General features: G+C 64.1%; 23 protein-coding genes. 15 read left to right on the plus strand and 8 right to left on the minus strand.

From position 1 onward, the window contains the following. The first annotated feature begins 1 nt into the window (after window position 1). Window positions 2-754 (plus strand): DUF4303 domain-containing protein, encoded by a 753-nt coding sequence (locus tag V3C40_RS02735; protein WP_331776430.1) that lies wholly within the window; start codon window positions 2-4, stop codon window positions 752-754. Window positions 755-757: 3 nt separating this feature from the next. Here the strand turns inward: V3C40_RS02735 and V3C40_RS02740 are convergent, their stop codons facing one another. The 7 genes from V3C40_RS02740 to V3C40_RS02770 all read right to left on the minus strand — a co-directional run bounded on the left by V3C40_RS02740 (window position 758) and on the right by V3C40_RS02770 (window position 8,059). Next, on the minus strand, window positions 758-1,879 hold the full coding sequence (locus V3C40_RS02740; RefSeq protein ID WP_331776431.1) for a metallophosphoesterase: 1,122 nt from the start codon (window positions 1,877-1,879) through the stop codon (window positions 758-760). Between the two features lie 71 nt (window positions 1,880-1,950). After that, entirely contained in the window at window positions 1,951-3,465 is a 1,515-nt protein-coding gene (locus tag V3C40_RS02745; protein ID WP_331776432.1) for an ATP-binding response regulator, read from the minus strand. After that, window positions 3,452-5,275: an ATP-binding protein gene (locus tag V3C40_RS02750; RefSeq protein WP_331776433.1), complete on the minus strand. Its 1,824-nt coding sequence runs from the start codon at window positions 5,273-5,275 to the stop codon at window positions 3,452-3,454. Before V3C40_RS02750 ends, V3C40_RS02745 begins: the two co-directional genes overlap by 14 nt. Further along, window positions 5,272-6,357 (minus strand): ATP-binding SpoIIE family protein phosphatase, encoded by a 1,086-nt coding sequence (locus V3C40_RS02755; RefSeq protein WP_235194301.1) that lies wholly within the window; start codon window positions 6,355-6,357, stop codon window positions 5,272-5,274. Before V3C40_RS02755 ends, V3C40_RS02750 begins: the two co-directional genes overlap by 4 nt. Further along, the gene (locus V3C40_RS02760) at window positions 6,354-6,800 is read right to left on the minus strand and encodes an ATP-binding protein (RefSeq protein ID WP_070302665.1); all 447 of its coding nucleotides are present in this window, start codon (window positions 6,798-6,800) and stop codon (window positions 6,354-6,356) included. Before V3C40_RS02760 ends, V3C40_RS02755 begins: the two co-directional genes overlap by 4 nt. Before the next feature lie 10 nt (window positions 6,801-6,810). Then, window positions 6,811-7,173: an STAS domain-containing protein gene (locus V3C40_RS02765; protein ID WP_319991462.1), complete on the minus strand. Its 363-nt coding sequence runs from the start codon at window positions 7,171-7,173 to the stop codon at window positions 6,811-6,813. Between the two features lie 7 nt (window positions 7,174-7,180). Further along, a complete protein-coding gene (locus V3C40_RS02770; RefSeq protein WP_034756446.1) occupies window positions 7,181-8,059 on the minus strand; it encodes an STAS domain-containing protein in 879 nt (292 codons plus the stop codon). A 226-nt stretch (window positions 8,060-8,285) separates the two neighbouring features. On the opposite strand from V3C40_RS02770, the gene V3C40_RS02775 reads away from it, so the two are divergent. The 4 genes from V3C40_RS02775 to V3C40_RS02790 all read left to right on the plus strand — a co-directional run bounded on the left by V3C40_RS02775 (window position 8,286) and on the right by V3C40_RS02790 (window position 12,031). Next, window positions 8,286-8,699 carry a hemerythrin domain-containing protein gene (locus V3C40_RS02775; RefSeq protein ID WP_070302663.1) on the plus strand — a complete coding sequence of 138 codons (414 nt, stop codon included), beginning with the start codon at window positions 8,286-8,288 and terminating at the stop codon, window positions 8,697-8,699. Window positions 8,700-8,732: 33 nt separating this feature from the next. Continuing rightward, a complete protein-coding gene (gene hmpA / locus V3C40_RS02780; RefSeq protein WP_331776434.1) occupies window positions 8,733-9,914 on the plus strand; it encodes an NO-inducible flavohemoprotein in 1,182 nt (393 codons plus the stop codon). A 129-nt stretch (window positions 9,915-10,043) separates the two neighbouring features. Beyond that, window positions 10,044-10,352: a DUF485 domain-containing protein gene (locus V3C40_RS02785; RefSeq protein WP_034755744.1), complete on the plus strand. Its 309-nt coding sequence runs from the start codon at window positions 10,044-10,046 to the stop codon at window positions 10,350-10,352. After that, a complete protein-coding gene (locus tag V3C40_RS02790) occupies window positions 10,349-12,031 on the plus strand; it encodes a cation acetate symporter (protein ID WP_331776435.1) in 1,683 nt (560 codons plus the stop codon). Before V3C40_RS02785 ends, V3C40_RS02790 begins: the two co-directional genes overlap by 4 nt. 64 nt (window positions 12,032-12,095) lie before the next feature. Here the strand turns inward: V3C40_RS02790 and V3C40_RS02795 are convergent, their stop codons facing one another. Then, entirely contained in the window at window positions 12,096-12,551 is a 456-nt protein-coding gene (locus V3C40_RS02795; protein WP_070291511.1) for an RrF2 family transcriptional regulator, read from the minus strand. Between the two features lie 463 nt (window positions 12,552-13,014). On the opposite strand from V3C40_RS02795, the gene ppc reads away from it, so the two are divergent. The 10 genes from ppc to V3C40_RS02845 all read left to right on the plus strand — a co-directional run bounded on the left by ppc (window position 13,015) and on the right by V3C40_RS02845 (window position 24,611). Continuing rightward, on the plus strand, window positions 13,015-15,768 hold the full coding sequence (gene ppc, locus V3C40_RS02800) for a phosphoenolpyruvate carboxylase (RefSeq protein ID WP_331776436.1): 2,754 nt from the start codon (window positions 13,015-13,017) through the stop codon (window positions 15,766-15,768). 110 nt (window positions 15,769-15,878) lie between these two features. Continuing rightward, a complete protein-coding gene (gene gap / locus V3C40_RS02805) occupies window positions 15,879-16,889 on the plus strand; it encodes a type I glyceraldehyde-3-phosphate dehydrogenase (protein ID WP_331776437.1) in 1,011 nt (336 codons plus the stop codon). An 86-nt stretch (window positions 16,890-16,975) separates the two neighbouring features. Then, the gene (pyk, locus tag V3C40_RS02810) at window positions 16,976-18,436 is read left to right on the plus strand and encodes a pyruvate kinase (RefSeq protein ID WP_080698726.1); all 1,461 of its coding nucleotides are present in this window, start codon (window positions 16,976-16,978) and stop codon (window positions 18,434-18,436) included. Window positions 18,437-18,545: 109 nt separating this feature from the next. Then, complete coding sequence (locus tag V3C40_RS02815; protein ID WP_331776438.1) at window positions 18,546-18,719, plus strand: hypothetical protein; 174 nt, start codon at window positions 18,546-18,548, stop codon at window positions 18,717-18,719. Between the two features lie 60 nt (window positions 18,720-18,779). Next, window positions 18,780-19,262: a DUF3617 domain-containing protein gene (locus tag V3C40_RS02820; RefSeq protein ID WP_034755759.1), complete on the plus strand. Its 483-nt coding sequence runs from the start codon at window positions 18,780-18,782 to the stop codon at window positions 19,260-19,262. 134 nt (window positions 19,263-19,396) lie between these two features. After that, on the plus strand, window positions 19,397-19,903 hold the full coding sequence (locus tag V3C40_RS02825) for a sigma-70 family RNA polymerase sigma factor (RefSeq protein ID WP_100427438.1): 507 nt from the start codon (window positions 19,397-19,399) through the stop codon (window positions 19,901-19,903). Next, a complete protein-coding gene (locus V3C40_RS02830) occupies window positions 19,900-20,868 on the plus strand; it encodes a FecR family protein (RefSeq protein WP_331776439.1) in 969 nt (322 codons plus the stop codon). The genes V3C40_RS02825 and V3C40_RS02830 overlap by 4 nt, the downstream gene beginning before the upstream one ends. A 365-nt stretch (window positions 20,869-21,233) precedes the next feature. Further along, complete coding sequence (locus V3C40_RS02835) at window positions 21,234-23,693, plus strand: TonB-dependent siderophore receptor (protein WP_331776440.1); 2,460 nt, start codon at window positions 21,234-21,236, stop codon at window positions 23,691-23,693. 74 nt (window positions 23,694-23,767) lie between these two features. Then, window positions 23,768-24,136 carry a hypothetical protein gene (locus tag V3C40_RS02840; protein ID WP_331776441.1) on the plus strand — a complete coding sequence of 123 codons (369 nt, stop codon included), beginning with the start codon at window positions 23,768-23,770 and terminating at the stop codon, window positions 24,134-24,136. 16 nt (window positions 24,137-24,152) lie between these two features. Continuing rightward, window positions 24,153-24,611 carry a GNAT family N-acetyltransferase gene (locus V3C40_RS02845; protein WP_331776442.1) on the plus strand — a complete coding sequence of 153 codons (459 nt, stop codon included), beginning with the start codon at window positions 24,153-24,155 and terminating at the stop codon, window positions 24,609-24,611. The last annotated feature ends 91 nt before the right edge of the window (window positions 24,612-24,702 follow it).

The following is a 24,702-nucleotide window of genomic DNA, read 5'->3' on the forward strand; positions in this document are numbered from 1 at the left end:
TATGCCTGACAACTACAGCCTGTTTTACACCTTTGACCATGATCAGCCGGCCCGCTTCCAGGAAGCGCGCGTGTTCGGCACCACCGTGTGGACGGCCAGCGGCGCGGCCATGACCTGGGGCGCGGAGACGCGCACGCAGTATGCGAGCGTCGCCGAAGCGCAGGCTGCCTATCTGTCCCATTGCGATGCTGCTGTCGCCGGTGGCCATACCCTGGCGCGCGGCATGCTCATCGACCCGGCCGTCTTTGATTTCGCGCTGCTGCACACCCTGGTGGCGGACGCCGCGCGCCGGGCATTTGGGGCCGTGCGCCGTGCCCATCCTGATCAGCACATCGACGCTTTCGCGCTCGTCAGCGACGACAGCGCCATGACCATCGGCCCGGCGGCCAACAGCTGCGAAGCGCTGGCGGCCTCGGAGTACGGCGAAGAGATGCTGTGGAATCCGGCGGAATGGGCGTTTGATGACGGGGTCGCGTATTTCGACAGCGCCTACCGCTTGCTGCTGCAGGCGCACCGCGACTTGCCCTTCGACGTCGATTTCGATACCTTCCGCAGCGGCGTGTTCGACGCCTGCATCGCGGCGCTGGCGCAGCTCGATGCCGAAGGCTGTTTTGGTGCGGGCGCGCAGCGCGACGATTTCGTGCTGCTGTTCGAGGTCAGCGACAGCGAGGCGGTGGAAGGAGCGATGGAACGATTGAATCCGCCGGCCGTGGCGGCGCGTTTTGAGGTGTGGATGGCCAGCTGGGCCGATTAGGTTCTACGCCGCCACCAGCCTCAGTCTCGTAATCTCCGCCGGCGCGCCGATGCGTTTCGGCGGGCCCCAGTAACCGGTGCCGCGGCTCACATAAATCCACAAGCGGCCTTGCCGGTGCAGGCCCGCCACATACGGCTGCTGCAGCGGCACGAACAGATTCCAGGGCCAGAATTGTCCGCCGTGCGTGTGGCCCGACAGTTGCAGATCGTAGCCGGCCGCTTCGGCCCCGGGCGCGCTGCGCGGCTGGTGCGCCAGCAGAATGCGGGGGATATCGGCGGGTGCGCCGGAGATGGCCGCTTGCGGGTCGCTTTTCTGGGCAGGGTCGAAACTGGCCGCGTTGAAATCGGTGACGCCGGCCAGGGCCAGGCGTGCGCCGTCGTGTTCGAGCACCGTGTGCTCGTTCATCAGCACGCGCAAGCCCAGGCGGCGGAACTCCGCCACCCACGGCGCGGCGCCCGAATAGTATTCGTGGTTGCCCGTCACGAGGAAGACGCCATGGCGCGCGCGCAGCTCGCCCAGCGGCGCCGTGTGGCTGGCCAGTTGCGCCACCGTGCCGTCGACCACGTCGCCCGTGATGGCGATGATGTCGGCCCGCAGGCCGTTGGCGCGCGCGACAATGGCTTCCACGTAGGCGCGCTTGATGGTGGCGCCCACGTGGATGTCGCTCAGCTGCACGATGGTCAAGCCCTGCAAGGCGGCCGGCAGGCCGGCGATGGGCACGTCGACCTCGCGCACGCGCGCCACCCTGCGGGCGTTGAGGTAGCCGATGGCGGTGGCCAGCAGCGCCAGGAGCAGGACAAGCACGGCGGACGCCTGCGCGTGCTGGCGGGCGGCGGGAATCAGCATCAGCAGCTCGCGCAGCACCGTGAGCACGAACAGCGAGGAAAAAAAGCCCATGCACAGCGAGCCGGCCCAGCTCAAGCGGTCGGCCAGGCGCCCATCGTTGGTGACGGCGCGCGCGAAGATGGTCATAGGCATGAGCATGGTCGAAGCCAGCAAGACCAGGCCGCCCAGCAGCCAGCCGGCCAGGCCGACGGGCAGGGCAGGCAGCAGCAGCCAGCCCAGCAGGGCGTGCAGGGCGCCCAGTATCATGGTGATGCGCAGCAGCGGCGTGCGGGTTTTCATGGCGTGATTCCAGTGGTGGGGCGGCCGCCGATTATAGCGGACGCCCTGGCAACACGCAGCCGCCACCGCGCTCACGGTGCGATATGCAATCCCAGCATGGCCAGCTTGCCAAAATCGACAGGCTTGGCGAAGTGTTCGTTGAAACCCGACGCCAGGGCCGCCTGGCGGTCGTGTTCCTGGCCATAGCCGGTCAGCGCCACGAGCAGGAACTGCTGCGGTATCGGCAGCTGGCGCATTTTGACGGCCACGTCGTAGCCGCTCATGTCGGGCAGGCCGATGTCGAGAAAGACGATGTCGGGCTTGAATTCCAGGGTGCGCTCGGTTGCCTGCGTGCCCGTGTAGGCCGTGCGCACCGTGTGGCCGTACATTTCCAGCAGTTCGGCCAGGGTGTCGGCCGCATCGCAGTTGTCGTCGACAACGAGGATGCGCTGGCTGCTGCTGGTGGCCGCCTCCGGCGCTGGCGCGGCCGGCTGCGGCAGGTTGGCATCGAGCGGCAGGATGACTTCGAAGGTGCTGCCCAGCCCCACGCCAGGGCTGTGCACGCTGACCTGGCCGCCGTGCAAGGTCACCAGATTGCGCACCAGCGACAGGCCGATGCCCAGGCCGTCCTGCACCCGGTCGGGCGAGTGGCCGCTCTGCTCGAACAGGCCGAAGATGCTGTCGATGCTGGCGGCGGCGATGCCGATGCCGTTGTCGCTCAGGCGGATGCGCACGTTGTCGCCTTCGCGCACGGCGGTGATGGCGATGCGCCCGCCCGGCGCCGTGAACTTGGCCGCGTTGAGCAGCAGGTTGGCGACGATCTGCGACAGGCGCACGGCGTCGCCGCAGACCCACAGTTCTTCCTTGGGCAGGTTCACGTCCAGCGCATGGCCGCGCGCCTCGACGCTGTGCGAGCTCGTCTCCAGCGCGCTGCGGATCACGCTGGCCAGGCTCACGCTTTCCCATTGCAGCGAGATTTTGCCCTGCGAAATGCGCGATACGTCGAGCAGGTCGTCTACCAGGCGCACCAGGTGGTCGGTATGGCGCCCGATGGTGCGGCGCGCGTTGTCCTGCACTGCCGGCACGACCGGGTCGAGCTTGCACAGCAGGGCCAGCGCCGTGCGGATGGGGCCCAGCGGGTTGCGCAATTCGTGCGCCAGGGTGGCCAGGAATTCATCCTTGCGGCGGTCCACGTCGCGCAGCGCGCGCTCGACCCGTCCCAGGCGCAGCAGCGCCTTGACGTTGGCGATCAGTTCATCGGCCTCGATCGGCTCGACCAGATAATTGTCGGCGCCGCCATCGAGGGCGCGGATCTTGTCGGCCGTGCCGATGCAGGAAGCGGACGTCTGCAGCACCAGGATGGTGTTCGTCTCGGCGCCGCCCTTCAACTGACGGCACACTTCCAGGCCGTTGATGTCGGGCAGCTTGACGTCGAGGAGGATCAGGTTGGGGCGGTCCTGGCGGGCGCGCAGCAGCGCGTCGCCGCCGTTCGACGCTTCGATGACCTTGAAGCCGGCGCGTTTGAGGATGCGCGATTTGGCGTAGCGTGCGCCGTCGCTGTCATCGACGTTCAGGATCAGAGCATCGCTGTTGTTATCCGGTAGCATGCGCATTGTCCCATGTGGTTGTGCCTTGCGGCGGAGCCGGCTCTTGCCGGTGATGTGTATTGCCGATCAGCGCGCGCAGGGTCGCCAGCAATTGCTGGCGCGACAGCGGCTTGATGTAGTAGGCCTCGGCGCCCAGGGCCAGGCCCTTGCGCACGTCGTCGATCTCGGTGGCGACGATGACGGGCACCTGGCGCCGCAGCGGGTCGTTTTTCAGCTCGGCCAGCCAGTGCCAGGCCGTTTCGCCGTGCAGCAGGATGTCGAGGATGACGGCGGCGGGGCGCTGCTGTTCCCAGCGCTCCTGCGCCTCGCGCACGCTGCGCGCGGGAACGACGCGAAATTCGCTGCCGGCCAAAAACTTTTCATACAGCAGGCGCACGGGCGGATTGTCTTCCACCACCAGCACGGCGACGCGCTGGTCGTTGCCATTGTCGTTGGCCGGCGCGCATGGCGGCAGGCTGCCTTCGGGCGCATGGTAGCTGGTGGGCAGGACGACGGAAAACAGCGAGCCCTCGCCAGGCGTGCTTTCCACGGACACCGTGCCATTGAGCAGTGTAGCCAGGTTGCGGCACAGGGGCAGGCCCAGGCCCGTGCCCTTGACCTTGCGCTGCATGTGGTTTTCCACCTGGCTGAATTCCTCGAAGATCAGCTGCACGTCTTCGGCATCGATGCCGAGGCCCGTGTCGGAGACGGAAAAGCGGATGGCGTCCTGCTCCGGCAAGGGCGTGGCGCTGACGACGATGGCGCCGGCCTCGGTGAACTTGAGGGCGTTGGAGATGAAGTTGCGCAGGATTTGCGACAGCTTGCCTTCATCCGTATGGATGTGCAGCGCCGGGTCAGGGTCGATGAAGGTCAGGGTGAGCGACTCGGACACCAGCAGCGGGCGCAGCATGCCGCGCAGGGCGCTGAACAGGTCGGCCACCTGGAAGCTGTTGGCGTGCACGTCGACCTTGCCCGCCTCGATCTTGGCCAGGTCCAGCAGGTCGTTGACCAGGTCGCTCAGGCTGACGGCGCTTTGCAGGATGAACATCACCTGCTTTTCCTGCTCTTCCGACAGATCGCCGTCGATGCGGTCGAGCAGCAGCTTGGACAGGGCGCGGATGGAGCTGAGCGGGGTGCGGAATTCATGGCTCATGTTCGACAGGAAGCGCGATTTCATCTGGTCGGCGCGGCGCAGGTGGTCGGCTTTTTCGTCGAGTTCCGCGAACAGCGCCACCACGCCGCGGTTGGTGTCTTCCAGCTCGCGCGTCAGCTGCAGCAGGTCGTCCTGGCGCGTCTTCAGTTCGGCCAGCGTGGTCAAAAGCTCGCGGTTCTGCTGCTGCACTTCGGACAGCGTGATATCCGAAGGCAGCGCCTGCAGGCTGCCGGACAGCGTGCCGATCATGCTTCCGTCGAGCAGGCGCGCGTCGCGCGGGAACAGCTTGTGCAGCGTGATCTGCGTGCCTTCGCCGGGCGTGCTGTGGATATGGCAGCGGTCCATCAGGCGCTGGGCGCCCAGGATGCCCAGGCCCATGCCCGTCGGCGAGCGGTAGGTGCCGGCCAGTATCTTGTCGAGCTGTGCGATGCCGGGACCCTGGTCCTCGATGCGGATGCTGAGCACCTGCGGCGCCGTCTGGCCGTCGATGGCGAAATGCACCTTGCCGCTGCCGGCGTAGTTATAGACGTTGCGCGCCAGTTCCGACACGGCCGTGGCGATGCGCACCTGGTCCTGCACGCCGAAGCCGCACAGGGCGGCGATCTGCCGCGCACGCTGGCGTGCGCCCACCACATCGAGTTCGCTGCCGATATGGGCCGTCAATATGCGTTGCGTCATGCTGTTTCGCTCCTTTCCGCGGTGACGGCCTGGCATTCCTCATGTTCGCGCAGCACCACCACCGTGACGTCGTCGCGCCCGCGCGCAAAATCGCGGTACAGCACGGCGGCGACGAGGCTGGGGTGGCATTGCGCCAGGCCCGGATACTGTTCCAGGTCCCAGCGCGTGTGCAAGCCGTCCGAGTGCATGATCAAGGTCGTGCCCAGCTGCCATGGATAGCAGAACTCCTGCACCTTGCGCAGGTTGCTGCCGACGATGCCGTTATGCGACAGCAGATGCCGGCGCTGCTGCGCATCGAAGGCGCAGGCGGCGATATTGCCCACGCCCGCATAGCGCAATTCGCGGCGCGCGCTGTCGATATGCGCCACCGCCATGGCCGCGCCGCGCGTCGTGCGCAGGGCGCCGTGGGCCAGTTCGATGAAGGGGGCGGGCAGGGGCGGCAAGCCGGGCGTGTCGGTTTCCAGCAAGGCGCTGGCGCGTTCCGAGGCGCGCGCCGCCAACGGGCCGTGGCCCAGGCCATCGGCCACCATCAGGCTCAGTTCATGGCCTTCGCAGACCACGTTCCAGGCGTCGCCGCACACCTGTTCCGAGGCCAGCGGCAGGCACACGGCGCCGATGCGCCAGTTCGGATGGGCGGGGATGGCGCTGCTGGCGTGCTGCCCCCAGACCACCACCATCAGCACCGTGCCCTTGCCAGGCGCCGTGTACAGGTCGAATTCCTGGCCCAGGCGGCGTATCGCGCCCAGCCCCACGCCATAGGTGCCCGTGGTGGAATGGCCATCCTGCATGTGCTGGCGTACATTGGCCATGCCGGGGCCGTTGTCGATGGCCAGCACTTCGATGCCGCTGGTGCCGCCGCGCAGCACCTTGCGCAGCAGGATTTCGCCGCGCTGTGCGTGCTTGACGATGTTGGTCGCCGCTTCACTGATGATGATGGCCAGCTGGCCCGTGCGCACGTCGTCGAAGCCGATGCGGCGCGCCAGCTCGTTGCCGGCGCGGCGGGCCGCGGCGATCTCGCTCGGTTCGCCGATGGGAAAACTTCTTTGCCTGAGAATGTCAGGCTGTGGTTCCTGGTGGTTCAAAACAGCTTCCATTTCGCGATGGTGACGGTGGTGCCCGCGCCGGGCGCCGTGTCGATGTGAAATGCGTCGGCAAGGCGCTTGGCGCCGCCCAGCCCCAGTCCCAGCCCGCCGCCGCTGGTGTAGCCATCGGTCAGCGCCAGGGGAATATCGTCGATGCCCGGTCCCGCATCGACAAAGCGCAGCTCCAGTCCCTGCCGCGCGCCATCGCAGACGCGCGCGATGCGCGCTTCGCCGCCGCCGCCGTAGCGCAGGGTGTTGCGCGCCAGCTCGCTGGCCGCCGTGATGATCTTGGTCTGTTCGATCAGGCCAAACCCCATGGCGACCATGCTGTCGCGCACCTGCTTGCGCAGCCGCACGACGTCTTCGTCGCTGTGCAGGGGCAGGATCTGCTGCGTCTGCGGCCCTCCCGTCTGAGTCCGCTCCTGTGCCTGCGCGCCTAGCATGGCGCCCCCGTCATGCGCATGCGCCGCCCCGTTCCAGCATCCTGATGCCCAGCTCCACGTTGAGCGCCGTGCTCACGCCTTCCAGGGTCAGCCCCAGTTCCACCAGGGTGATGGCGACGGCTGGCTGCATGCCGACGACGACGGTGCGCGCGTCGAGGATTTTCGCCATCGCCGCCGTGTTGCTGATCATGCGGCCGATGAAGGAGTCGACGATGTCGAGCGCGGAAATGTCGATCAGCACGCCCGTGGCACGGTCCGTCACGATGCGGGTGGTCAGGTCGTCCTGCAAGGTCATCGCCAGGCGGTCGTGCATGTCCACCTGTATCGTCACCAGCAGCAGACGGCCCATGCGTAAAATGGGGATTCTTTCCATAGGCTCCTCAGTGTGCTTGCTGCTGGTAGCTGATGCTGGAGCCCGTGCGTTTCAGGGCCACGACGAAGGCGTCGGCCAAAGTGGCCTTGGTCATCACGTCTTCCAGGTTGACGCCCAGGTGCACGATCGTTTGCGCGATCTGCGGGCGGATGCCGCTGATAATGCAGTCGGCGCCCATCAGGCGCGCGGCGGCGATGGTTTTCAGCAGGTGCTGCGCCACCAGGGTGTCGACGGTCGGCACGCCCGTGATGTCGATGATGGCGATCAGGGCGCCCGTATCGACGATCTTTTGCAGCAGGCTTTCCATCACCACCTGCGTGCGTGCGCTGTCGAGGGTGCCGATCAGGGGCAGGGCCAGCACGTTTTGCCACAGTTGCACGACGGGCGTGGACAGTTCCAGCAATTCCTGCTGCTGGCGCAGAATCACCTGTTCGCGCGCCTTCTGGTAGATGGCGATGGTCAGCAGGCCCAGCTCGTCGAACAGTTTGCTGGTGCTGACGATGGCATCGCCCAGCTGCTCCGGCTGCGCCGTGATCGCCTTGCGCAGGTAGCCGAACAGCGGTTCCTTGAGGGCGAACATGAAGCTGGCCGTGTCGATCGGCGAATAGCCCTGGCGCACGCGCGACTGCGATATTTCCGCGATCAGCTGGCGCGTATCGTCCCAGGCGCCGCCTTCGATGTCGAACGAGTCGCCGCTTTCCAGCGCGCCCGCCAGCAGCGGCAGCAATTGCGATGCCTGCTGGCGCAGCTCGTTTTCCGCGATCTTGTCGCGCCGCACGAGGCGGGCGATCAGGCCGGCCATCCAGCCATCCAGCAGTTCCGTGTGGTGTTCGTTGATGATGCCGGCCAGTTGCTGCGCCTGGCCCGTGCCCGTTTTGTTTTTCATGCTCATCCTTGGCTTGAGTGGAGGGTGCGGCACGGCCGCAAACGGGCCCGCGCTGTGATGAGCAAATTATAGGCAGGCATCGCGGAAGCTTGTGTTCTGTGCCGCACATAGTGGCACATGTCGATTTACATTCCTCCAGGAAACGTTGAAGCTTTAAAGATGCATGTAATTTGCATGTTTATGCCAATTCCGCTACACTGGCTACACTCAACAAGAGAAAAACGCCATGAATATCGACAAATTCAAACAGCAGCATCTGGCCATCCTGGCCGCCATCGACGACTTGCGCCAGCTGGCGCGCGGCGGTGTGGCCGCGCAGGCGCAGGCCATTGCCGAACAGATCATCGCCATGAGCGGCTTGATCAAGCTGCACCTGGCCGTCGAGCAGCGCTACCTGTATCCGGCCGCGCAAGCGTCCGGCGTGGCCAAGGTGGCCCAGCTGGGGCGCCAGTACGAAAACGAGATGCACGGCATCGCCGGCGCCTATCTCGATTTCGCCGGCCGCTGGAATACGCCCGTGCGCCTGGAAGCCGAACCGGAAGCCTTCCGCAGCGAAGCCAATACCGTGCTGCACGCGCTGTTCCAGCGCATGCGCCGCGAAGACCATGAGTTATATCCAGCTGTAGAGACGCTGGCCTGAGACCGCTTACCCATATCCACACAGGAGTTTTACATGCTGACCCAAGAACAACGCGCCATCATCACGGCCACCGTGCCCATCCTCGAGCAGGGTGGCGAAGCGCTGACGCGCCACTTCTACAAGAATCTGTTCCGCGACCATCCGGAAGTGCTGCCGTACTTTAACCAGGCGCACCAGCACAGCGGCGACCAGCAGCGCGCGCTGGCCAATGGCGTGCTGATGTATGCCAAGCATATCGATCAACTGGATGCGCTGGGTGACCTGGTGGCCACCATCGTCAACAAGCACGTGGCCCTGCAAATTCGCGCCGAGCACTATCCGCTGGTCGGTGCCAGCCTGCTGCAAGCGATCCGCGAAGTGCTGGGCGCAGAGGTGGCCAGCGATGCCGTCATCGACGCCTGGGGCGCGGCCTACGGCCAGCTGGCCGACATCCTGGCCGGCGAAGAAGGGCGCATCTACAAGGCGCAGGCGGCCGCGCCCGGCGGCTGGAGCGGCGCGCGCGACTTTACCGTGCGCAGCAAGACGGTGGAAAGCGGCGAGATCACGTCCTTCCTGCTGGCGCCCGCCGATGGCCAGGCCGTGCTGGATTTTGCGCCCGGCCAGTACATCGGCGTGCTGGCCACCGTCGATGGCGTGCCCATGCGCCGCCAATACTCGCTGTCGGCCGCCAGCAATGGCCAGACGTACCGCATCAGCGTCAAGCGCGAAGCGGGCGGCAAGGTGTCGAACCATTTCCACGACCACGTGCAGGCGGGCGGCACTGTGCAGCTGACGCCGCCATCGGGCGACTTCGTGCTGAAAGACAGCGACAAGCCGCTGGTGCTGATCAGCGGCGGCGTGGGCATCACGCCGACCTTGGCCATGCTGACGGCGGCCCTGCGCGGCAAGCGTCCCGTGCACTTCATCCACGCGGCGCGCAACCACGGCGTGCATGCGTTTCGCGCGCAGATCGACGAGCTGGCCGCGCAGCACCCGCAGTTGCAGCGCTATTACTGCTATGCGGAACATGGTGGCGAGCACGATGCGCCGGATGCCGTCGGCTTGCTGAATAAAGAGCAGCTGAAAAACTGGCTGCCAGCCTCGCGTGACGTCGACGCCTATTTCCTGGGACCGCAGCCGTTCATGCGGGCCGTCAAGCAATACTTGCGCGAACTGGGCGTGCCGGAACAGCAGACGCACCATGAATTCTTCGGACCGGCTGCCGCCTTGAACTGATTTTTCTGCCTGCCTTGTGTTGTCCCCGCGAGAAAAAACGCTGCCGTAAGGGGCGGGTAAGCCTCGCGCTGTACTGTGAATCCAAGCTCGCACAAAAGAGCACGCTTTTACATAACAGGAGGCAACACAATGCATGACGATCTGGTTCAAAAAATCAAGAGCGACCCCAGCTATCATCAGCTGGTCAAGGTGCGTTCCCGCTTCGGCTGGGCGCTGACGGGCCTGATGATGCTCGTGTACTACGGCTACATCCTGCTCATCGCCTTCAACAAGGAATTCCTGGCCACGAAAACGGGCGCCGGCGTGATGACCTGGGGCATGCCGATCGGCCTGTTCGTCATCGTGTTTACCGTGCTCGTCACCGGCATCTATGTGCGCCGCGCCAACAAGCAATTCGACGACCTGAGCAACGCCATCCAGGCACGGGTGCAGGCATGAGCGCCGCCAAGCATGCGCTGCGCGGCGTGTCCTGTCTGAGCGTCCTGGCCTTGCTGGGTGCCAGCAATGCCGCGTTTGCGGCCGGTGCCGACCTCGGCCAGGCAGTCAAGCAACCGACCAACTGGACGGCGATCATCATGTTCGCCGCCTTCGTCATCTTCACCTTGTTCGTCACCAAGTGGGCGGCCGCGAAGACCAAGTCGGCTTCCGATTTCTACACGGCCGGCGGCGGCATCACGGGCTTCCAGAACGGCCTGGCCATCGCGGGCGACTATATGTCGGCCGCATCGTTCCTCGGCATTTCCGCCGCCGTCTTTTTGAACGGCTACGATGGCCTGATCTATGCCATCGGCTTTCTCGTCGGCTGGCCCATCATCACCTTTTTGATGGCCGAGCGCTTGCGCAATCTGGGCCGCTACACGTTTGCCGACGTGGCCGCCTACCGCTTCAAGCAGGCGCCGATCCGCATCTTTTCCGCGTCCGGCACGCTCGTCGTGGTGGCGTTTTACCTGATCGCGCAGATGGTGGGCGCGGGCCAGCTGATCAAGCTGCTGTTCGGCCTCGAATACTGGATCGCCGTCGTCCTTGTCGGTACCTTGATGATGATCTACGTGCTGTTCGGCGGCATGACGGCCACCACCTGGGTACAGATCATCAAGGCCGTGATGCTGCTGGGCGGCGCCACCTTCATGGCCGTTGCCGTGCTGGCGCAATTCAACTTCAGCCCGGAAGCGCTGTTCGCCAAGTCGGTCGACGTGCACGCCACCAAGGAAGCCATCATGGGCCCTGGTTCCTTCATCAAGGACCCGATCTCGGCCATCTCGTTCGGCATGGCGCTGATGTTCGGCACGGCCGGTTTGCCGCACATTTTGATGCGTTTCTTCACGGTGCCGAGCGCCAAGGAAGCGCGCAAATCCGTGTTCTGGGCCACCACCTGGATCGCCTATTTCTACATCCTGACCTTCATCATCGGCTTTGGCGCCATCGTGCTGGTGAGCACCAATCCCGAGTTCAAGGATGCGGCCGGCAAGCTGCTGGGCGGTAACAACATGGCGGCCGTGCACCTGGCCAAGGCCGTGGGCGGCAACGTCTTCCTCGGCTTCATGTCGGCGGTCGCGTTTGCCACGATTCTGGCCGTCGTGGCGGGCTTGACCCTGTCGGGCGCGTCGGCCGTGTCGCACGATCTGTATGCCACCGTCATCAAGAAGGGCAAGGCCACGGGCGCCAACGAATTGAAAGTGTCGCGCGTGACGACGATCGTGCTGGGCATCATCGCCGTGGTCCTCGGCATCGCCTTTGAAAAGCAGAACATCGCCTTCATGGTCTCGCTGGCATTCGCCATTGCCGCCTCGGCCAACTTCCCCGTACTGTTCATGTCGGTGCTGTGGAAGGATTGCACGACGCGGGGCGCCACCATCGGCGGCTTCCTCGGCTTAACCACGGCCGTCGCGCTGACGGTGGTGTCGAAGTCCGTGTGGGTCGACGTGCTCGGCCATGGCGAAGCGCTGTTTCCTTACGCCTCGCCGGCGCTGTTCTCGATGACGGCCGGCTTTGTCGGCATCTGGCTGTTCTCGGTGCTCGACAAGAGCCCGCGCGCGCGCATCGACCGCGCCGGCTACGAAGCGCAGCAAATGCGTTCGGAGACGGGCATCGGCGCGGCAGGCGCCAGCGCGCATTGATGTTTTAAATAGTCTCTGCAGGAAACAATGCCCGGTTCGCCGGGCATTGTTGTTTTTGGCGCGCCTACTTTGCCACGCGCAGGGGAATCACGCCGGCCGCCAGCGCGGGGGCGCCCGGCGTCGCTTCGAGTATCGACGCCAGGGTCACCGTGTCGAGCACGGCCAGGAAGGCGGCCGTTGCCTGGCCCAGCTTGGCTTTCAGCAGGCAATCGGGTGTCAGCGGGCAGGTATTGTTTTCCTTGTTAAAACATTCCGCCATGAAAAAATCGTTTTCCGTCTCGCGCACGACGGTGCCGATATTGATCTCGGCCGGATCGCGCGCCAGGCGCAGGCCGCCATTGCGCCCACGCACCGTTTCCACGATGCCGGACAGGCCCAGCTGGTGCACCACCTTCATCAAATGATTTTTCGAGATGGCATGCAGGTCGGCGATGTCCTGGATGGTGACGAGGCGGTCGCGGTGCACGCCCAGGTACATCAGGGTGCGCAGGGTGTAGTCGGTATAGGCAGTCAGTCGCATGGGAGTAGAGAGTAAACACCCGACAAAGCTACTGCGCGTCGCGATTTGCGGCCTGCGATGCTCACTGTGCATCCGCACAGCTGCGCATCTCGGCCACAACTCTCATCCGCTCGCTACGTTTTTGTCAGGTGTGTGAAAGATGTGGATTACATCCTTGTTTCATCCGCAGCATACAGGAGAGCGCCGGCCGTGTGTGTTGCGCCGTCACTTTTCCGCCTCGAAAGACAAAAGTTGATTGCCTTTCGCTTAAATGCGTAGTAAATTTTCATATTGTTGCCCTGGCAAACAGCTTGCAAGCCCTTGTTGACCCTTTGAGTAGGATTTTTTTTGATGGAAATCAAGAGGATGGTGAAGCAATAAGGTAAATTTACTACAAATTCGACGATGGGCGTTTCCCGGGCCGGGAAGCGCGAACTACGCAATCTGTGCGGTGCCGCCGTGGCCGCCCCAGGAAATACATACCATGCAAATGAATGAAGTGAAAGACGAGCTGCTGAGCAGCGATATCCGCCAGCTGGGCCGTCTGCTGGGCGACGCCATCCGCAACCATCTGGGCGACCCCGCCTTCGAGCGCATCGAACATGTGCGCCAGCTGGCCATCCGTTTCCGCCGCGACAATGATGAAGCGGCGCGCGCGCAGCTGTCGGACGCGCTGCAAGCGCTGTCGCAGGAAGAAACCACGCAATTGACGCGCGCTTTCAGCTATTTCTCGCTGCTGGCCAATATTGCGGAAGACCAGCATCACATCCGCCGCACGCGCGCCCACTTGATCGCCGGCTCGCCGCCGCGCCAGGGTAGCCTCAGCCATGCCGTCGGCAATGTGTTTGACGCGGGCAAGGCAGATGCATTGGAAACCTTCTTTGAAGATGCGTTCGTCAGCCCCGTCTTCACGGCGCATCCGACGGAAGTGCAGCGCAAGAGCATCCAGAATTGCCAGATGGCCATCGCCCGCCTGTTGAGCGAGCGCGACCGCGTGCAGATGACGCCGGAAGAAGCCGAGCAAAACGAAGAAGCGCTGGGCCGCGGCATCGTGACCCTTTGGCAGACGCGTTTGCTGCGTACGAGCAAGCTGTCCGTCATGGATGAAGTGGCCAATGGCCTGTCGTTCTACGACCACACGATTCTGCGCGAACTGCCAAAATTGTATTCTTCGCTGGAAACCATGCTGGCCCAGCGCGATGCCCGCTGGGAAGATGCGGAATTACCGAATTTCATGAAGGTCGGCAGCTGGATAGGCGGCGACCGCGACGGCAACCCGTTCGTCACGGCCGACATCCTGCGCAGCACCCTGCAAACGCAGGCCGACAAGGTGCTCGACTTTTACCTCGGCGAATTGCGCAAGCTCGCTTCGCAACTGTCGCTGGCGCAAATACTGAACGCCTGCAGCGAGCCGCTGCGCGCGCTGGCCGAACGCTCGGCCGATGCGTCGCCGCATCGCGTCGACGAACCATACCGCCGTGCCCTGCACGGCATCCATGCGCGCCTGGAAAACACGCGCGTGGTTCTTTCCGGCAAGGGCAAGCAAGCCGACGGTGTGCAGCCTTACGCCGCGGCTGCCGAACTGCTGGCCGACCTGGACGTGGTCCAGCATTCGCTTGTAAGCAATGGCTTGCGCGCACTGGCACGCGGCCGCTTGCGCCAGCTGCGCCGCGCCGTCAAGGTGTTTGGTTTCTCGCTGGCGCCGCTCGACTTGCGCCAGAATTCCGACGTGCATGAGCGTGTCGTGGGCGAACTGTTCGCGGGCGCCCAGCCGGGCCTCGTCTACCTGGACCTCGACGAAGAGCAGCGCATCAGCTTGCTGCTGGCCGAACTGGAATCGCCACGCCTGCTGGCGTCGCCGTATGCGCAATACTCGGAAGAAACCACGTCCGAACTCGACATCTTCCGCGCCGTGCGCGAAGCCCACGTCAAATACGGCAAGGAATCGGTGCCGAACTGCATCATCTCAAAGGCGGCCAGCGTGTCGGACTTGCTGGAAGTGGCCTTGCTGCTGAAAGAGGTGGGCTTGCTGCGCCAGGACAGCCGCGAAGCGGACGTCAACATCATCCCGCTGTTTGAAACGATCGACGACTTGCGCGCCGGCCCCGCCATCATGGCGCGCGCGTTCGGCTTGCCGTTCTACCGTGGCTTGCTTGCCTCGCGCGCGGACCAGCAGGAAGTCATGCTCGGCTATTCGGACAGCAACAAGGACGGCGGCTTTTTGACGTCGGGCTGGGAACTCTACAAGGCCGAGATCGAACTGGTGACCGTCTTCAAGGAGTATCAGATCAAGCTGCGCCTGTTCCACGGCCGCGGCGGTTCCGTGGGACGCGGCGGTGGACCCAGCTATGAAGCCATCCTGGCCCAGCCGGCAGGCGCCGTGCAGGGACAGATCCGGCTGACGGAGCAGGGCGAAGTCATCACGGCCAAGTATGCGAACCCGGAAGTGGGGCGCCGCAACCTGGAAGTGCTGGTGGCCGCCACCATCCAGTCGACCCTGCTGCCGCAGGCCCAGCTGCAGCCGAAGGCTTCGGCCGGCGCGGGCCACCTGGCTGCGATGGAAGAGCTGTCCGGCACGGCCCTGAACGCCTACCGCGACCTCGTGTATGGCACGGATGGCTTCGAGCAGTATTTCTGGGAATCGACGGTGATTGCGGAGATTGCCGCGCTGAACATCGGCAGCCGTCCCGCTTCGCGCAAGAAATCCACGTCCATCGAGGATTTGCGCGCCATTCCCTGGGTCTTGAGCTGGGCGCAATGCCGCTTGATGCTGCCGGGCTGGTTCGGTTTCGGTTTCGCCGTGCAAGCCTACCTGGCCGCCCATCCCACCGATGGCGCGGACGTGCTGCGCGGCATGTACACGGACTGGCCATTCTTCACGTCCTTGCTGTCGAACATGGATATGGTCCTGGCCAAGAGCGACATCGCCATTGCCGGCAAGTATGCGGAACTGGTCAAGGACAAGGCCTTGCGCGACGCCATCTTTACGCGCATCCGCGCCGAATACGCGGCCACCCTGGACGCCTTGAAGCTGATCACAGGCCAGGAAGAGTTACAGCAGGCCAATCCGCTGATGCAGCGTTCGATACGCAACCGTTTCCCCTATATCGACCCGCTCAATCACGTGCAAGTGGAGTTGTTGAAACGCTTCCGCGAGGGCAAGCAGGATGCGGCGGCGCGCACGGGGATCCATTTGTCGATCAATGGCATTGCGGCAGGGTTGCGGAATAGCGGTTAATTTTTAGGGCAGAGCCGCCGAAAATCCGGGGTCAGACCCGCCGGGTCTGACCCCAGCAGTTGCACTTTGGGTGGCTTTACGAACTCAGCAGAAAACATCAAGGAGACAGCATGACCATCAAAGTTGCCATCAATGGCTATGGCCGCATCGGCCGCAACGTCTTGCGCGCGTTTTATGAAGGCGGCAAGCAACAGGATATCGAGATCGTCGCCATCAATGACCTGGGCGACGCCAAGTCGAATGCGCATTTGACGCGCTACGACACGGTGCACGGCAAGTTTCCCGGCGTCGTCACCATCGACGGCGACAATATGCTCGTCAATGGCGACCGCATCCGCGTCTTCGCGCAGCGCGACCCGGCCCTGATACCGTGGGGCGAACTCGGCGTCGACGTGGTGCTCGAATGCACGGGTTTCTTCACGACCAAGGAAAAAGCGTCGGCCCACCTGAAGGGCGGGGCGAAAAAAGTCATCATTTCCGCGCCGGGCGGCAAGGACGTGGACGCCACCATCGTGTTCGGTGTCAACCAGCAGGTGCTGAAAGCCACGGACGCGGTCATCTCGAATGCCTCGTGCACGACGAATTGTCTCGCGCCATTAGTAAAACCGCTCAACGACGCCATCGGCATCGAATCGGGCTTGATGACCACCGTGCATGCCTACACGAACGACCAGGTGCTGTCCGACGTGATGCATGAAGACTTGCGCCGCGCCCGTTCGGCCACGCATTCGATGATTCCCACCAAGACGGGCGCCGCTGCCGCCGTCGGCCTCGTCTTGCCGGAATTGAATGGCAAGCTCGATGGCTTTGCCATCCGCGTGCCGACGATCAACGTCTCGCTGGTCGACCTGTCCTTTATCGCCAAGCGCGATACGACGGTGGAAGAGGTGAATGCCTTGCTGAAAACGGCGTCGGAAGGCGCGCTGAAGGGCATCCTGACGTACCAGACGGAACCGCTTGTTTCCATCGATTTCAACCATAACCCGGCCTCGTCGAATTTCGATTCGACCCTGACCAAGGTTTCGGGCCGCCTCGTGAAAGTGTCGTCGTGGTACGACAACGAGTGGGGCTTCTCGAACCGCATGCTCGACACGACGGTCGCCCTGATGGCGGCCAAGTAAGAACGTAGTACCGCTGATCCAGCGCACCAGGACGGCCGGCCCACAAGGCTGGCCCTTGTAGCAACTTATTTTAGAAAGCAGCAACCATGACCATGCAAGTACAGCAACGCGCCACCAAGATCGTTTCCACCATCGGCCCCGCTTCGAACGATATCGATACCCTGGTCCGCATGTTCAAGGCCGGCGTCGACGTCGTGCGCCTGAACTTTTCGCATGGCAAGGCGCAAGACCATATCGACCGCGCCCGCATGGTGCGCGAAGCGGCAGCCCTGTGCGGCCGGGAAGTGGCCATCATGGCCGACTTGCAAGGCCCGAAAATTCGCGTCGGCAAGTTTGAAGAAGGCAAGATTTTCCTGGAAAACGGCGCCAAGTTCATCCTCGACGCGAAATGGGGCGAGAACGGCGAACTGGGCAACATCGAGCGCTGCGGCCTCGACTACAAGGAATTGCCGCGCGACTTGCGCACGGCCGACGTGCTGCTGCTCAACGACGGCCTCATCGTACTGACGGTCGACAAGGTCGTCGGCAGCGAAATCCATACGACCGTCAAGATCGGCGGCGAGTTGTCGAACAACAAAGGCATCAACCGCCAGGGCGGCGGCTTGTCGGCGCCGGCCCTGACGGCGAAAGACATGGAAGACGTGAAAACGGCGATGAGTTTCCAGGCCGATTACGTGGCCGTGTCTTTCCCGAAAAACGCCACCGACATGGTCATGGCGCGCCAGCTGGCCAATATCGCCGGCGAAGCGTGGGACCACAAGCCGATGATGATCGCCAAGATCGAGCGCGCGGAAGCCATTCCTGCGCTGCAAGAAATTCTCGACGCGTCCGACGGCATCATGGTGGCCCGCGGCGACCTGGCCGTGGAAGTGGGCAATGCGGCCGTGCCGGCCTTGCAAAAGCGCATGATCAAGATGGCGCGCGCGTCGAACAAGCTGGCCATCACGGCCACGCAGATGATGGAATCGATGATCGTCAACGCCGTGCCGACCCGCGCGGAAGTGTCCGACGTGGCGAATGCCGTGCTCGATGGCACGGATGCCGTTATGACGTCGGCAGAAACGGCGTCGGGCCGTTACCCGATCGAAACGGTGGAGGCGATGGCCGCCATCTGCCTGGATGCGGAAAAGTGGGACACCTGCAAGCTGGACGCCGATTTCCTCAACGCCACGTTCTCGCGCATCGACCAGTCGATCGCCTACGGCGCCCTATTTACGGCCCACCATCTGCGCGTAAAGGCCATCGCCACCCTGACGGAATCGGGCTCCACGGCACTGTGGATGAGCCGCTGCAACATCGACATCCCCATCGTGGCGCTGACCCCGAGCGTGGGCACGCGCCGCAAGCTGGCTCTGTACCGCAACGTCAGCACCCTGGAACTGACGTCCGGCACGGACCGCGACAAGGTCTTGCAGCAGGCGGAAGATTTGCTGGTCGAACATAAAGTCGTGGCCAAGGGCGACACCGTCGTGCTGACCTGGGGCGAGCCGATGGGCAAGGTTGGCGGCACGAACGCGCTGAAGATCATGAAGATCGGCCAGCACTGATCGTATTACGACCCTATCCACCGCAAGGCAGATGCCCAATCTGCCATTGCGGTGGCCGCATTTCCGTGTCAGCATGGTTTTCCTGCCTTCCAGGGCGCCTCCGGAGTTCATGATGACCGAGTACCTGCCTGCCTTGATCTGGTCGCTGTCGGCCTTCGCCTGCCTCTTCATCGCCAAACGCCGCGCCTTACGAATAACGGCCATCCGTGCCATCCTGGTGACTTTCCTGGGTCCGTTTGCCATTCCCTTCGCGCTGGCGGCAAAGCCCGGGATGTACGGCTAAGCGTGTGGCCTGCGCGCATTCCTCTTTGCTATATTCAAACTTTTAGCTAGAGGAATGCCCATGAAGCGTAGCGCCACCTTGCTCCTGATGACTATTTTCCCCCTGTGCGCGGCCACGTTCGCTTCGGCGGCCGAGCCTGTGCAGCGCTTGCAACGCGCCACGGGGCTGTGGAAGGTGACGCCCGCCACCTCGCCATTTTCCTGGGAAATCTGCGTCGACCACGCGCGCGACCGCCTGATCGACGACGACCTGTGGTCCGGCTTCGAGCAGGAATGCAAGATCGAGTCGCAAAGCCGCCAGGGCGACAGCTACCAATTCGCGTCCAGCTGTCCGGACGCCAGGCTGGCCGGCACCTTCAAGGGCGATCTGGCCAAGGCATATACCCTGAGCGCCGACACCACCGTGCAAGTCAATGGCAAGAGCGAGGTGCAGCGCACGGAACTGGCAGCCGTGTTTCAGGGCGCTTGTCCGGCGGGGCTGGCGCCGGGCGCGAAGAAAATGCGCGGCGGCATGGTGATGAAGAGCTTGTATACCGACCGCTAGAAGAGCGCAGCCACGCTGAAACAACAGTTTCCTGGGATAGGCGGGCGCCGGCATTGACGCCAGCGGCAATGATTTGTGATAATGAGAATTATTATCAATTAGCCGCGCCTTGCCTTGCGCGCATCGGAGTCCAAGTGAACATTGCGCAGTCCAGCGAGTCGATAGCCGGCATCTACAGCCACCACCATGGCTGGCTGATGCGCTGGCTGCGCGCGAAGCTGCAGTGCGCCGACCATGCGGCCGACCTGGCGCACGATACCTTCGTGCGCCTGCTGATGGCGCCGCCGGAGAACCGGCAAAGTTTGCGCGAACCGCGCGCCTACCTGACCACCGTGGCGCAGCGCCTGCTGATCGACCATTACCGGCGCCTGTCGCTGGAGCAGGCGTGGCTGGAAACCCTGGCGCAGCAACCTGAATTGCTGATGCAATCGCCGGAAGAGCGGCTGCTCGTGCGTGAAGCTCTGCAGCGCATTGATGCCATGCTCGACGGCTTGCCGCCACTCGTGCGCAGCGCCTTCCTGCTGGCCCATGTCGACGGCCTCGGCTATGGGGAAATCGCCCGGCGCCTGGCCGTGAGCGAGCGCAGCATCAAGCGTTACATGGTGCAGGCGTTCGAGCGCTGCATCCTCTTGATCCTGTGAACGCCGCGATCGACCCACGCGCCGCCCGCGCTGCGGCGCAATGGCTGGTGCGCCTGCACGGGGGCGCCTTGACGCCAAGCGAGCAACTGGCGTTCCAGGCCTGGCGCGCCAGCGATCCCGCGCACGAAACGGCGTGGCAGCGGGCCGAGCTGGTGTGCAGCACCCTGGCCAGCGTGCCGCCTGCATTGCGCCAGACGGCGGACGCGTTGCCGCAGTCACCGCAGCGGCGCGCCGTGCTCTACGGGCTGGCTGGGCTGATCGCGGCCGGACCTGTCCTGTGGCTGGCCAGCCAGTCGGCGCCGTGGCAAGCGTGGCGCGCCACCATCCGCACGGCCAGGGGCGAGATCCGCCACATGACATTACCCGACGGCACGCAACTGGTGCTCAATACGGACACGGCCATCGACGTGCGTTTTGACGGCGCGGCGCGGCTGGTGGACTTGCATGCCGGGGAAATCCACGTCGCCACGGCGCACGACGCAGCCGTGCCCGCGCGCCCCTTCCTCGTGCGCAGCAGCAATGGCGCCGTGCGCGCGCTGGGCACGCACTTCAGCGTGCGCCACCTTGGCAACATGCTGGCGCCACGCACGCAGGTGAGCGTCAGCGAGGGTGCCGTCGAAATCCAGCCCGGCGAAGCTCGCGACGCCTTGCGCAGGATCGATGCGGGCCGGCAGGGCAGTTTCGATGACCGTGCCGTTTCTGCCTTGACGCCGCTGGCGCCGCATGCGGACGCTTGGCTGCGGGGCGTGCTGATCGCCGAACGCATGTCGCTGGGCGAGCTGCTGGAACAGGTGGCGCGCTATCGCTATGGGATGCTGCGCTGCGATCCCGCGCTGGCGGCCATGCCCGTGGACGGCATCTTCCAGTTGAGCGACCCCGACAACATCCTGCTGTTGCTGCAGCGCTCCTTGCCGATCCGGCTGGCGTACCGCACGCGCTACTGGATCATTGTCGAGGCGGTTTGAGCTAGCCCGCAGGACTTAAGCCGACAGGCAATACCGGCTGGCCTTGTCGGCTTACGCGCGGCTGCGCCCCGCTAAGCCGACCTACGGTTTGTGCGGATATGAGCAGCTTGGTGTGCTTGTGTAGGTCGGCTTAGCCCGCAGGGCGTAAGCCGACAGGCAATGCGGGCTGGCCTTGTCGGCTTACGCGCGGCTGCGCCCCGCTAAGCCGACCTACGATGTTCCGCCAATCCGACGCGCGCCGCTTATTTGCATTTCTCTTGTCCCTTTTTCCGGATTGCTTCGTCATACAAGGTAGAGAACGAACAATCCGAACCATCGAAAGGGTCCACATGGCTTTGCAGTACCGTAACTTTACCGCAGCACGCATGACGCTCCATCCCACCACCGGCGCCGTGCGCGCCGCGCTGGTCCTGTTGCTTGCCGTGGGCGCGGCCGGCGCCGTCTTGCCGCACATGGCGGTGGCGGCCGAGTCCAGCCCAGCCGCCACCGTGCGCGAGTACAGCGTTCCCGCCGGCAGCCTGCGCGATGCGTTACCCGCGTTTGCCATCGCCGCGGGGATCAACCTGTCCACCCAGGGCGTGGCGCTCGACGGGCTGGCCACGTCGGGTTTGCAAGGCCGCCATGTGGTTACGGCCGGCCTGCAAAAACTGCTGCAGGGCAGCGGCCTGGAAGCGATAGACGGCGGCAACGGCAATTACCTGTTGCGCAAAATGAATACCGGCACGGCTGATGGCGGCCTGGCCAGCATGCCGGCCGTTGTCGTCAGCGCCGAGGCGGACCGCGCCACGGAAGGCACGGGTTTATACACGTCGAGGAATATGTCGACAGCCACGGGACTGAATTTGTCGCAGCGCCACACGCCGCAAACGGTCAGCGTCATTTCGCGCCAGCAAATGGAAGATTTCGATCTGACCACCTTGCAGGACGTGGCGCGCGCCACGCCCGGCATCTATGGCAAGACGCAAGGCGTGTCCGACCAGGAAACCACGTATTTCGCGCGCGGCTTTGCCTTGAGCCACGTCAACGTCGATGGCTTGCCGCTGGACGTCACGGGTTTTAACGAGCGCAACGTCTCGGCCGACATGCTGATGTACGACAGGGTGGAAGTGGTGCGCGGCGCCACGGGCCTGATGGAAGGGGCGGGCGCGCCGTCGGGCAGCATCAATATGATACGCAAGCGCCCCACGGCCATGCCCTTGCTCAACGCTTCCGCTCACCTGGGCAGCTGGAAGGACAAGCAATTGACGGTGGACGCCAGCAATGCGCTGAACGCATCTGGCAGTGTGCGGGGACGGGTGGCGGCCAGCTGGCGCGACAGCGACAGCTTCGTCGACGTGGTCAACAACAAGAACAGCACCGTGTATGCGATCATCGAAGCGGACTTGACGCCGTCGACCACGGCCGGCATCGGCTTTTCGCGCCAGCACAGCCATACCGATGGCGTGTTCGTCGGCTTGCCGACCATGCTTGACGGCCGTCACATGGACTTGCCCCGCTCGACCTTCCTGAACAATGCCGACTCGTTCCAGAAGCGCGACAACAACGTCGTCTTCGCCGACCTGGAAACGCAGCTGGAGCAGGGCTGGCGCAGCCGCTTCGCCATCACGCGCATCGACGCTTCTTCCAGTACGCGCAACACCACCAACAGCCGCGTCGATGGCGAAATATACAAGCTGAGCCAGTCGGAAACGGGCTGGAAGTACAACACGGAACAAGTCGTGGCCGACTGGCGCCTGAGCGGCCCCGTCACCTGGTTCGGCCGCCAGCACGACGTGATCGTCGGCGCCAGTTACCGCCACGACGATTCGGACGCGGGCCAGAGCTGGGAAGGCGCTGCCACGCGCGTGATCGATATCCGCCAGTGGAATCCCTACGCCTACCCGATGCGCGGCGCGGCGTTCGAGCCCTACAACTGGGGCCGCAAGACGGACGAGAAGGGCATTTATGCGGCCGGCAACTTCAGCCTGGCCGATCCGCTGCGCCTGGTGCTGGGCGGGCGCTTCGGCTGGTATGCGCAGGATGTGACTGGCTGGTATGCCACCAACCCCGCCTGGCGCCGCGGCCTGACGGAAAACGCGAAATTCACGCCGTACGCAGGCCTCGTCTACGATGTGGATCGGCATCACTCCGTGTATGCGAGCGGCACGCAGATTTTCGAGCCGCAAAGTTCGCTGGATGTGCGCGGCAACACCTTGCCGCCGTTGAGCGGCACCAACCTGGAGGTGGGCGTCAAAGGCGAGTATTTCGGCGGCCGGCTCAACGCCAGCGGCGCGCTGTTCCGCATCAAGCAGAGTAATCGCGCCATAGCCGATGAGCTCAATTGCCCCACGGGCGGCGCCATTTATTGCGCCCGTGCTGCCGGGCAGGTGCAGAGCGAAGGCGTCGATCTTCAATTGTCGGGCTCGCCATTGCCGGGCTGGCAGATCGCGGGCGGCTACACCTATGTACTGGCCAAGTACACCAAGGACAGCGAGGCGGCGAATATCGGCCAGCGCATCGCCACGGACGAACCGAAGCAGCTGTTCAAGCTGATGACGAACGTACAGCTGGGTGGCAGCCTGGCGCAATGGAATGTGGGCGCCTCCGTCTACGCGCAGGACAAGATTGAGCGCCGCGACACGGCTTACCTGACGCGGCAGGGCGGCTACGCCATCGTCGGGCTGACGGCCGGCTACCGCATCAGCGAGCAGCTGCAGCTGCGCCTGAATATCGACAACGTGCTGGACCGCCGCTACTACCAGGCGCTCGGCTATGCATGGTCGGGCGGACTGGAACGCTACGGCGCGCCGCGCAGCGTGCTGCTGTCCTTGCACTACAAGATGTAGCCGTTGCGCCAGCAGAGCGCGTCCCTTGCGGCGCCTCTGCTACACTGCCGCCGTCTTTATCTTTTCACTTTGCCATGACCGCTACTCCTGTCCTCACACCCCTGAAAAGCGCTTTCCAGCAATCGCGCACCGAGAATAACATCGAGCTGATCCTGCCCGAACTGCTGGCCGCGCAATTGCACGTCGTTATCGGCGGGCAGAGCGAGCAGATCGACCTGTTCCTCGTGCCGTCGCCCAATCCCGAACGCCAGTGCGTGACGGTAGCGGAAGATCTGGCCTTTCTGGCCGGCATCGCGTTTCCGAAGATTCCCGTGACGGGCGCGCAACTGGTCGCCTCGATTCCCGCCGAGATCGAAATCGTCATCCTGCACGGCGATGGCGCCAATTATTTGACGCGCGAGCAACTGGCATGGTTCCGCGGCATGCTGGGGCAGAACGCCTGAGCGCAATAAAAAAAGCATGGCCGGCAACGCTGCCTTGACCCTGCGTCCCGTGTGCACGGCCAACGCCGAGGCCGTCATCGGGCTGCCGCTGCATGCGGCGCAACGCGATTTTATTGCCAGCAATGCCGAGTCGCTGGCGCTGGCCGCCAGCCACGCCAACATGCACGCGCGCGCCATCTATGCCGGCGACGAACTGATCGGCTTTGCCATGTATGCGCTGCCGGGCAGTGCGGGGCGGCAGGATACGCACGTGCTGTACCGCCTGATGATCGCGGCGCCGTGGCAGGGCCAGGGATTTGCCCGCGCCGCCCTGGCCCTGCTGCTGGACGAGATGCGTTCGCGCGGGGCGGGCAGGGTGGTGCTCTACTACGTGCCAGCCAACGTGCGCGCCCGGCAACTGTATGCGCAGTCCGGTTTCGTCGAGATGGGGCTCGACGGCGATGGCGAGATGATGGCCGAGCGCCTGCTTTCCTGAGCCTGTCGCATCGCAGCCGCAGAATAGTTTTCTTTTGGCAACTATATTGCTGAAGTCCTATGAATATTTTCGCAAAGCAACTATACTCATG

Origin of the sequence: Janthinobacterium sp. LS2A (assembly GCF_036543145.1) — a bacterium.
GTDB classification, from domain to species: Bacteria; Pseudomonadota; Gammaproteobacteria; order Burkholderiales; family Burkholderiaceae_D; genus Janthinobacterium; species Janthinobacterium aestuarii.

Excerpts from the sequence above, each read along its gene's own strand:
- V3C40_RS02735 (WP_331776430.1), top strand. The coding sequence starts at position 2 with ATGCCTGACAACTACAGCCTGTTTTACACCTTTGACCATGATCAGCCG.
- V3C40_RS02740 (WP_331776431.1), bottom strand. The coding sequence starts at position 1,879 with ATGAAAACCCGCACGCCGCTGCTGCGCATCACCATGATACTGGGCGCC.
- V3C40_RS02745 (WP_331776432.1), bottom strand. The coding sequence starts at position 3,465 with ATGCTACCGGATAACAACAGCGATGCTCTGATCCTGAACGTCGATGAC.
- V3C40_RS02750 (WP_331776433.1), bottom strand. The coding sequence starts at position 5,275 with ATGACGCAACGCATATTGACGGCCCATATCGGCAGCGAACTCGATGTG.
- V3C40_RS02760 (WP_070302665.1), bottom strand. The coding sequence starts at position 6,800 with ATGCTAGGCGCGCAGGCACAGGAGCGGACTCAGACGGGAGGGCCGCAG.
- V3C40_RS02765 (WP_319991462.1), bottom strand. The coding sequence starts at position 7,173 with ATGGAAAGAATCCCCATTTTACGCATGGGCCGTCTGCTGCTGGTGACG.
- V3C40_RS02770 (WP_034756446.1), bottom strand. The coding sequence starts at position 8,059 with ATGAAAAACAAAACGGGCACGGGCCAGGCGCAGCAACTGGCCGGCATC.
- V3C40_RS02775 (WP_070302663.1), top strand. The coding sequence starts at position 8,286 with ATGAATATCGACAAATTCAAACAGCAGCATCTGGCCATCCTGGCCGCC.
- hmpA (WP_331776434.1), top strand. The coding sequence starts at position 8,733 with ATGCTGACCCAAGAACAACGCGCCATCATCACGGCCACCGTGCCCATC.
- V3C40_RS02785 (WP_034755744.1), top strand. The coding sequence starts at position 10,044 with ATGCATGACGATCTGGTTCAAAAAATCAAGAGCGACCCCAGCTATCAT.
- V3C40_RS02790 (WP_331776435.1), top strand. The coding sequence starts at position 10,349 with ATGAGCGCCGCCAAGCATGCGCTGCGCGGCGTGTCCTGTCTGAGCGTC.
- V3C40_RS02795 (WP_070291511.1), bottom strand. The coding sequence starts at position 12,551 with ATGCGACTGACTGCCTATACCGACTACACCCTGCGCACCCTGATGTAC.
- ppc (WP_331776436.1), top strand. The coding sequence starts at position 13,015 with ATGCAAATGAATGAAGTGAAAGACGAGCTGCTGAGCAGCGATATCCGC.
- gap (WP_331776437.1), top strand. The coding sequence starts at position 15,879 with ATGACCATCAAAGTTGCCATCAATGGCTATGGCCGCATCGGCCGCAAC.
- pyk (WP_080698726.1), top strand. The coding sequence starts at position 16,976 with ATGACCATGCAAGTACAGCAACGCGCCACCAAGATCGTTTCCACCATC.
- V3C40_RS02815 (WP_331776438.1), top strand. The coding sequence starts at position 18,546 with ATGATGACCGAGTACCTGCCTGCCTTGATCTGGTCGCTGTCGGCCTTC.
- V3C40_RS02820 (WP_034755759.1), top strand. The coding sequence starts at position 18,780 with ATGAAGCGTAGCGCCACCTTGCTCCTGATGACTATTTTCCCCCTGTGC.
- V3C40_RS02835 (WP_331776440.1), top strand. The coding sequence starts at position 21,234 with ATGACGCTCCATCCCACCACCGGCGCCGTGCGCGCCGCGCTGGTCCTG.
- V3C40_RS02840 (WP_331776441.1), top strand. The coding sequence starts at position 23,768 with ATGACCGCTACTCCTGTCCTCACACCCCTGAAAAGCGCTTTCCAGCAA.
- V3C40_RS02845 (WP_331776442.1), top strand. The coding sequence starts at position 24,153 with ATGGCCGGCAACGCTGCCTTGACCCTGCGTCCCGTGTGCACGGCCAAC.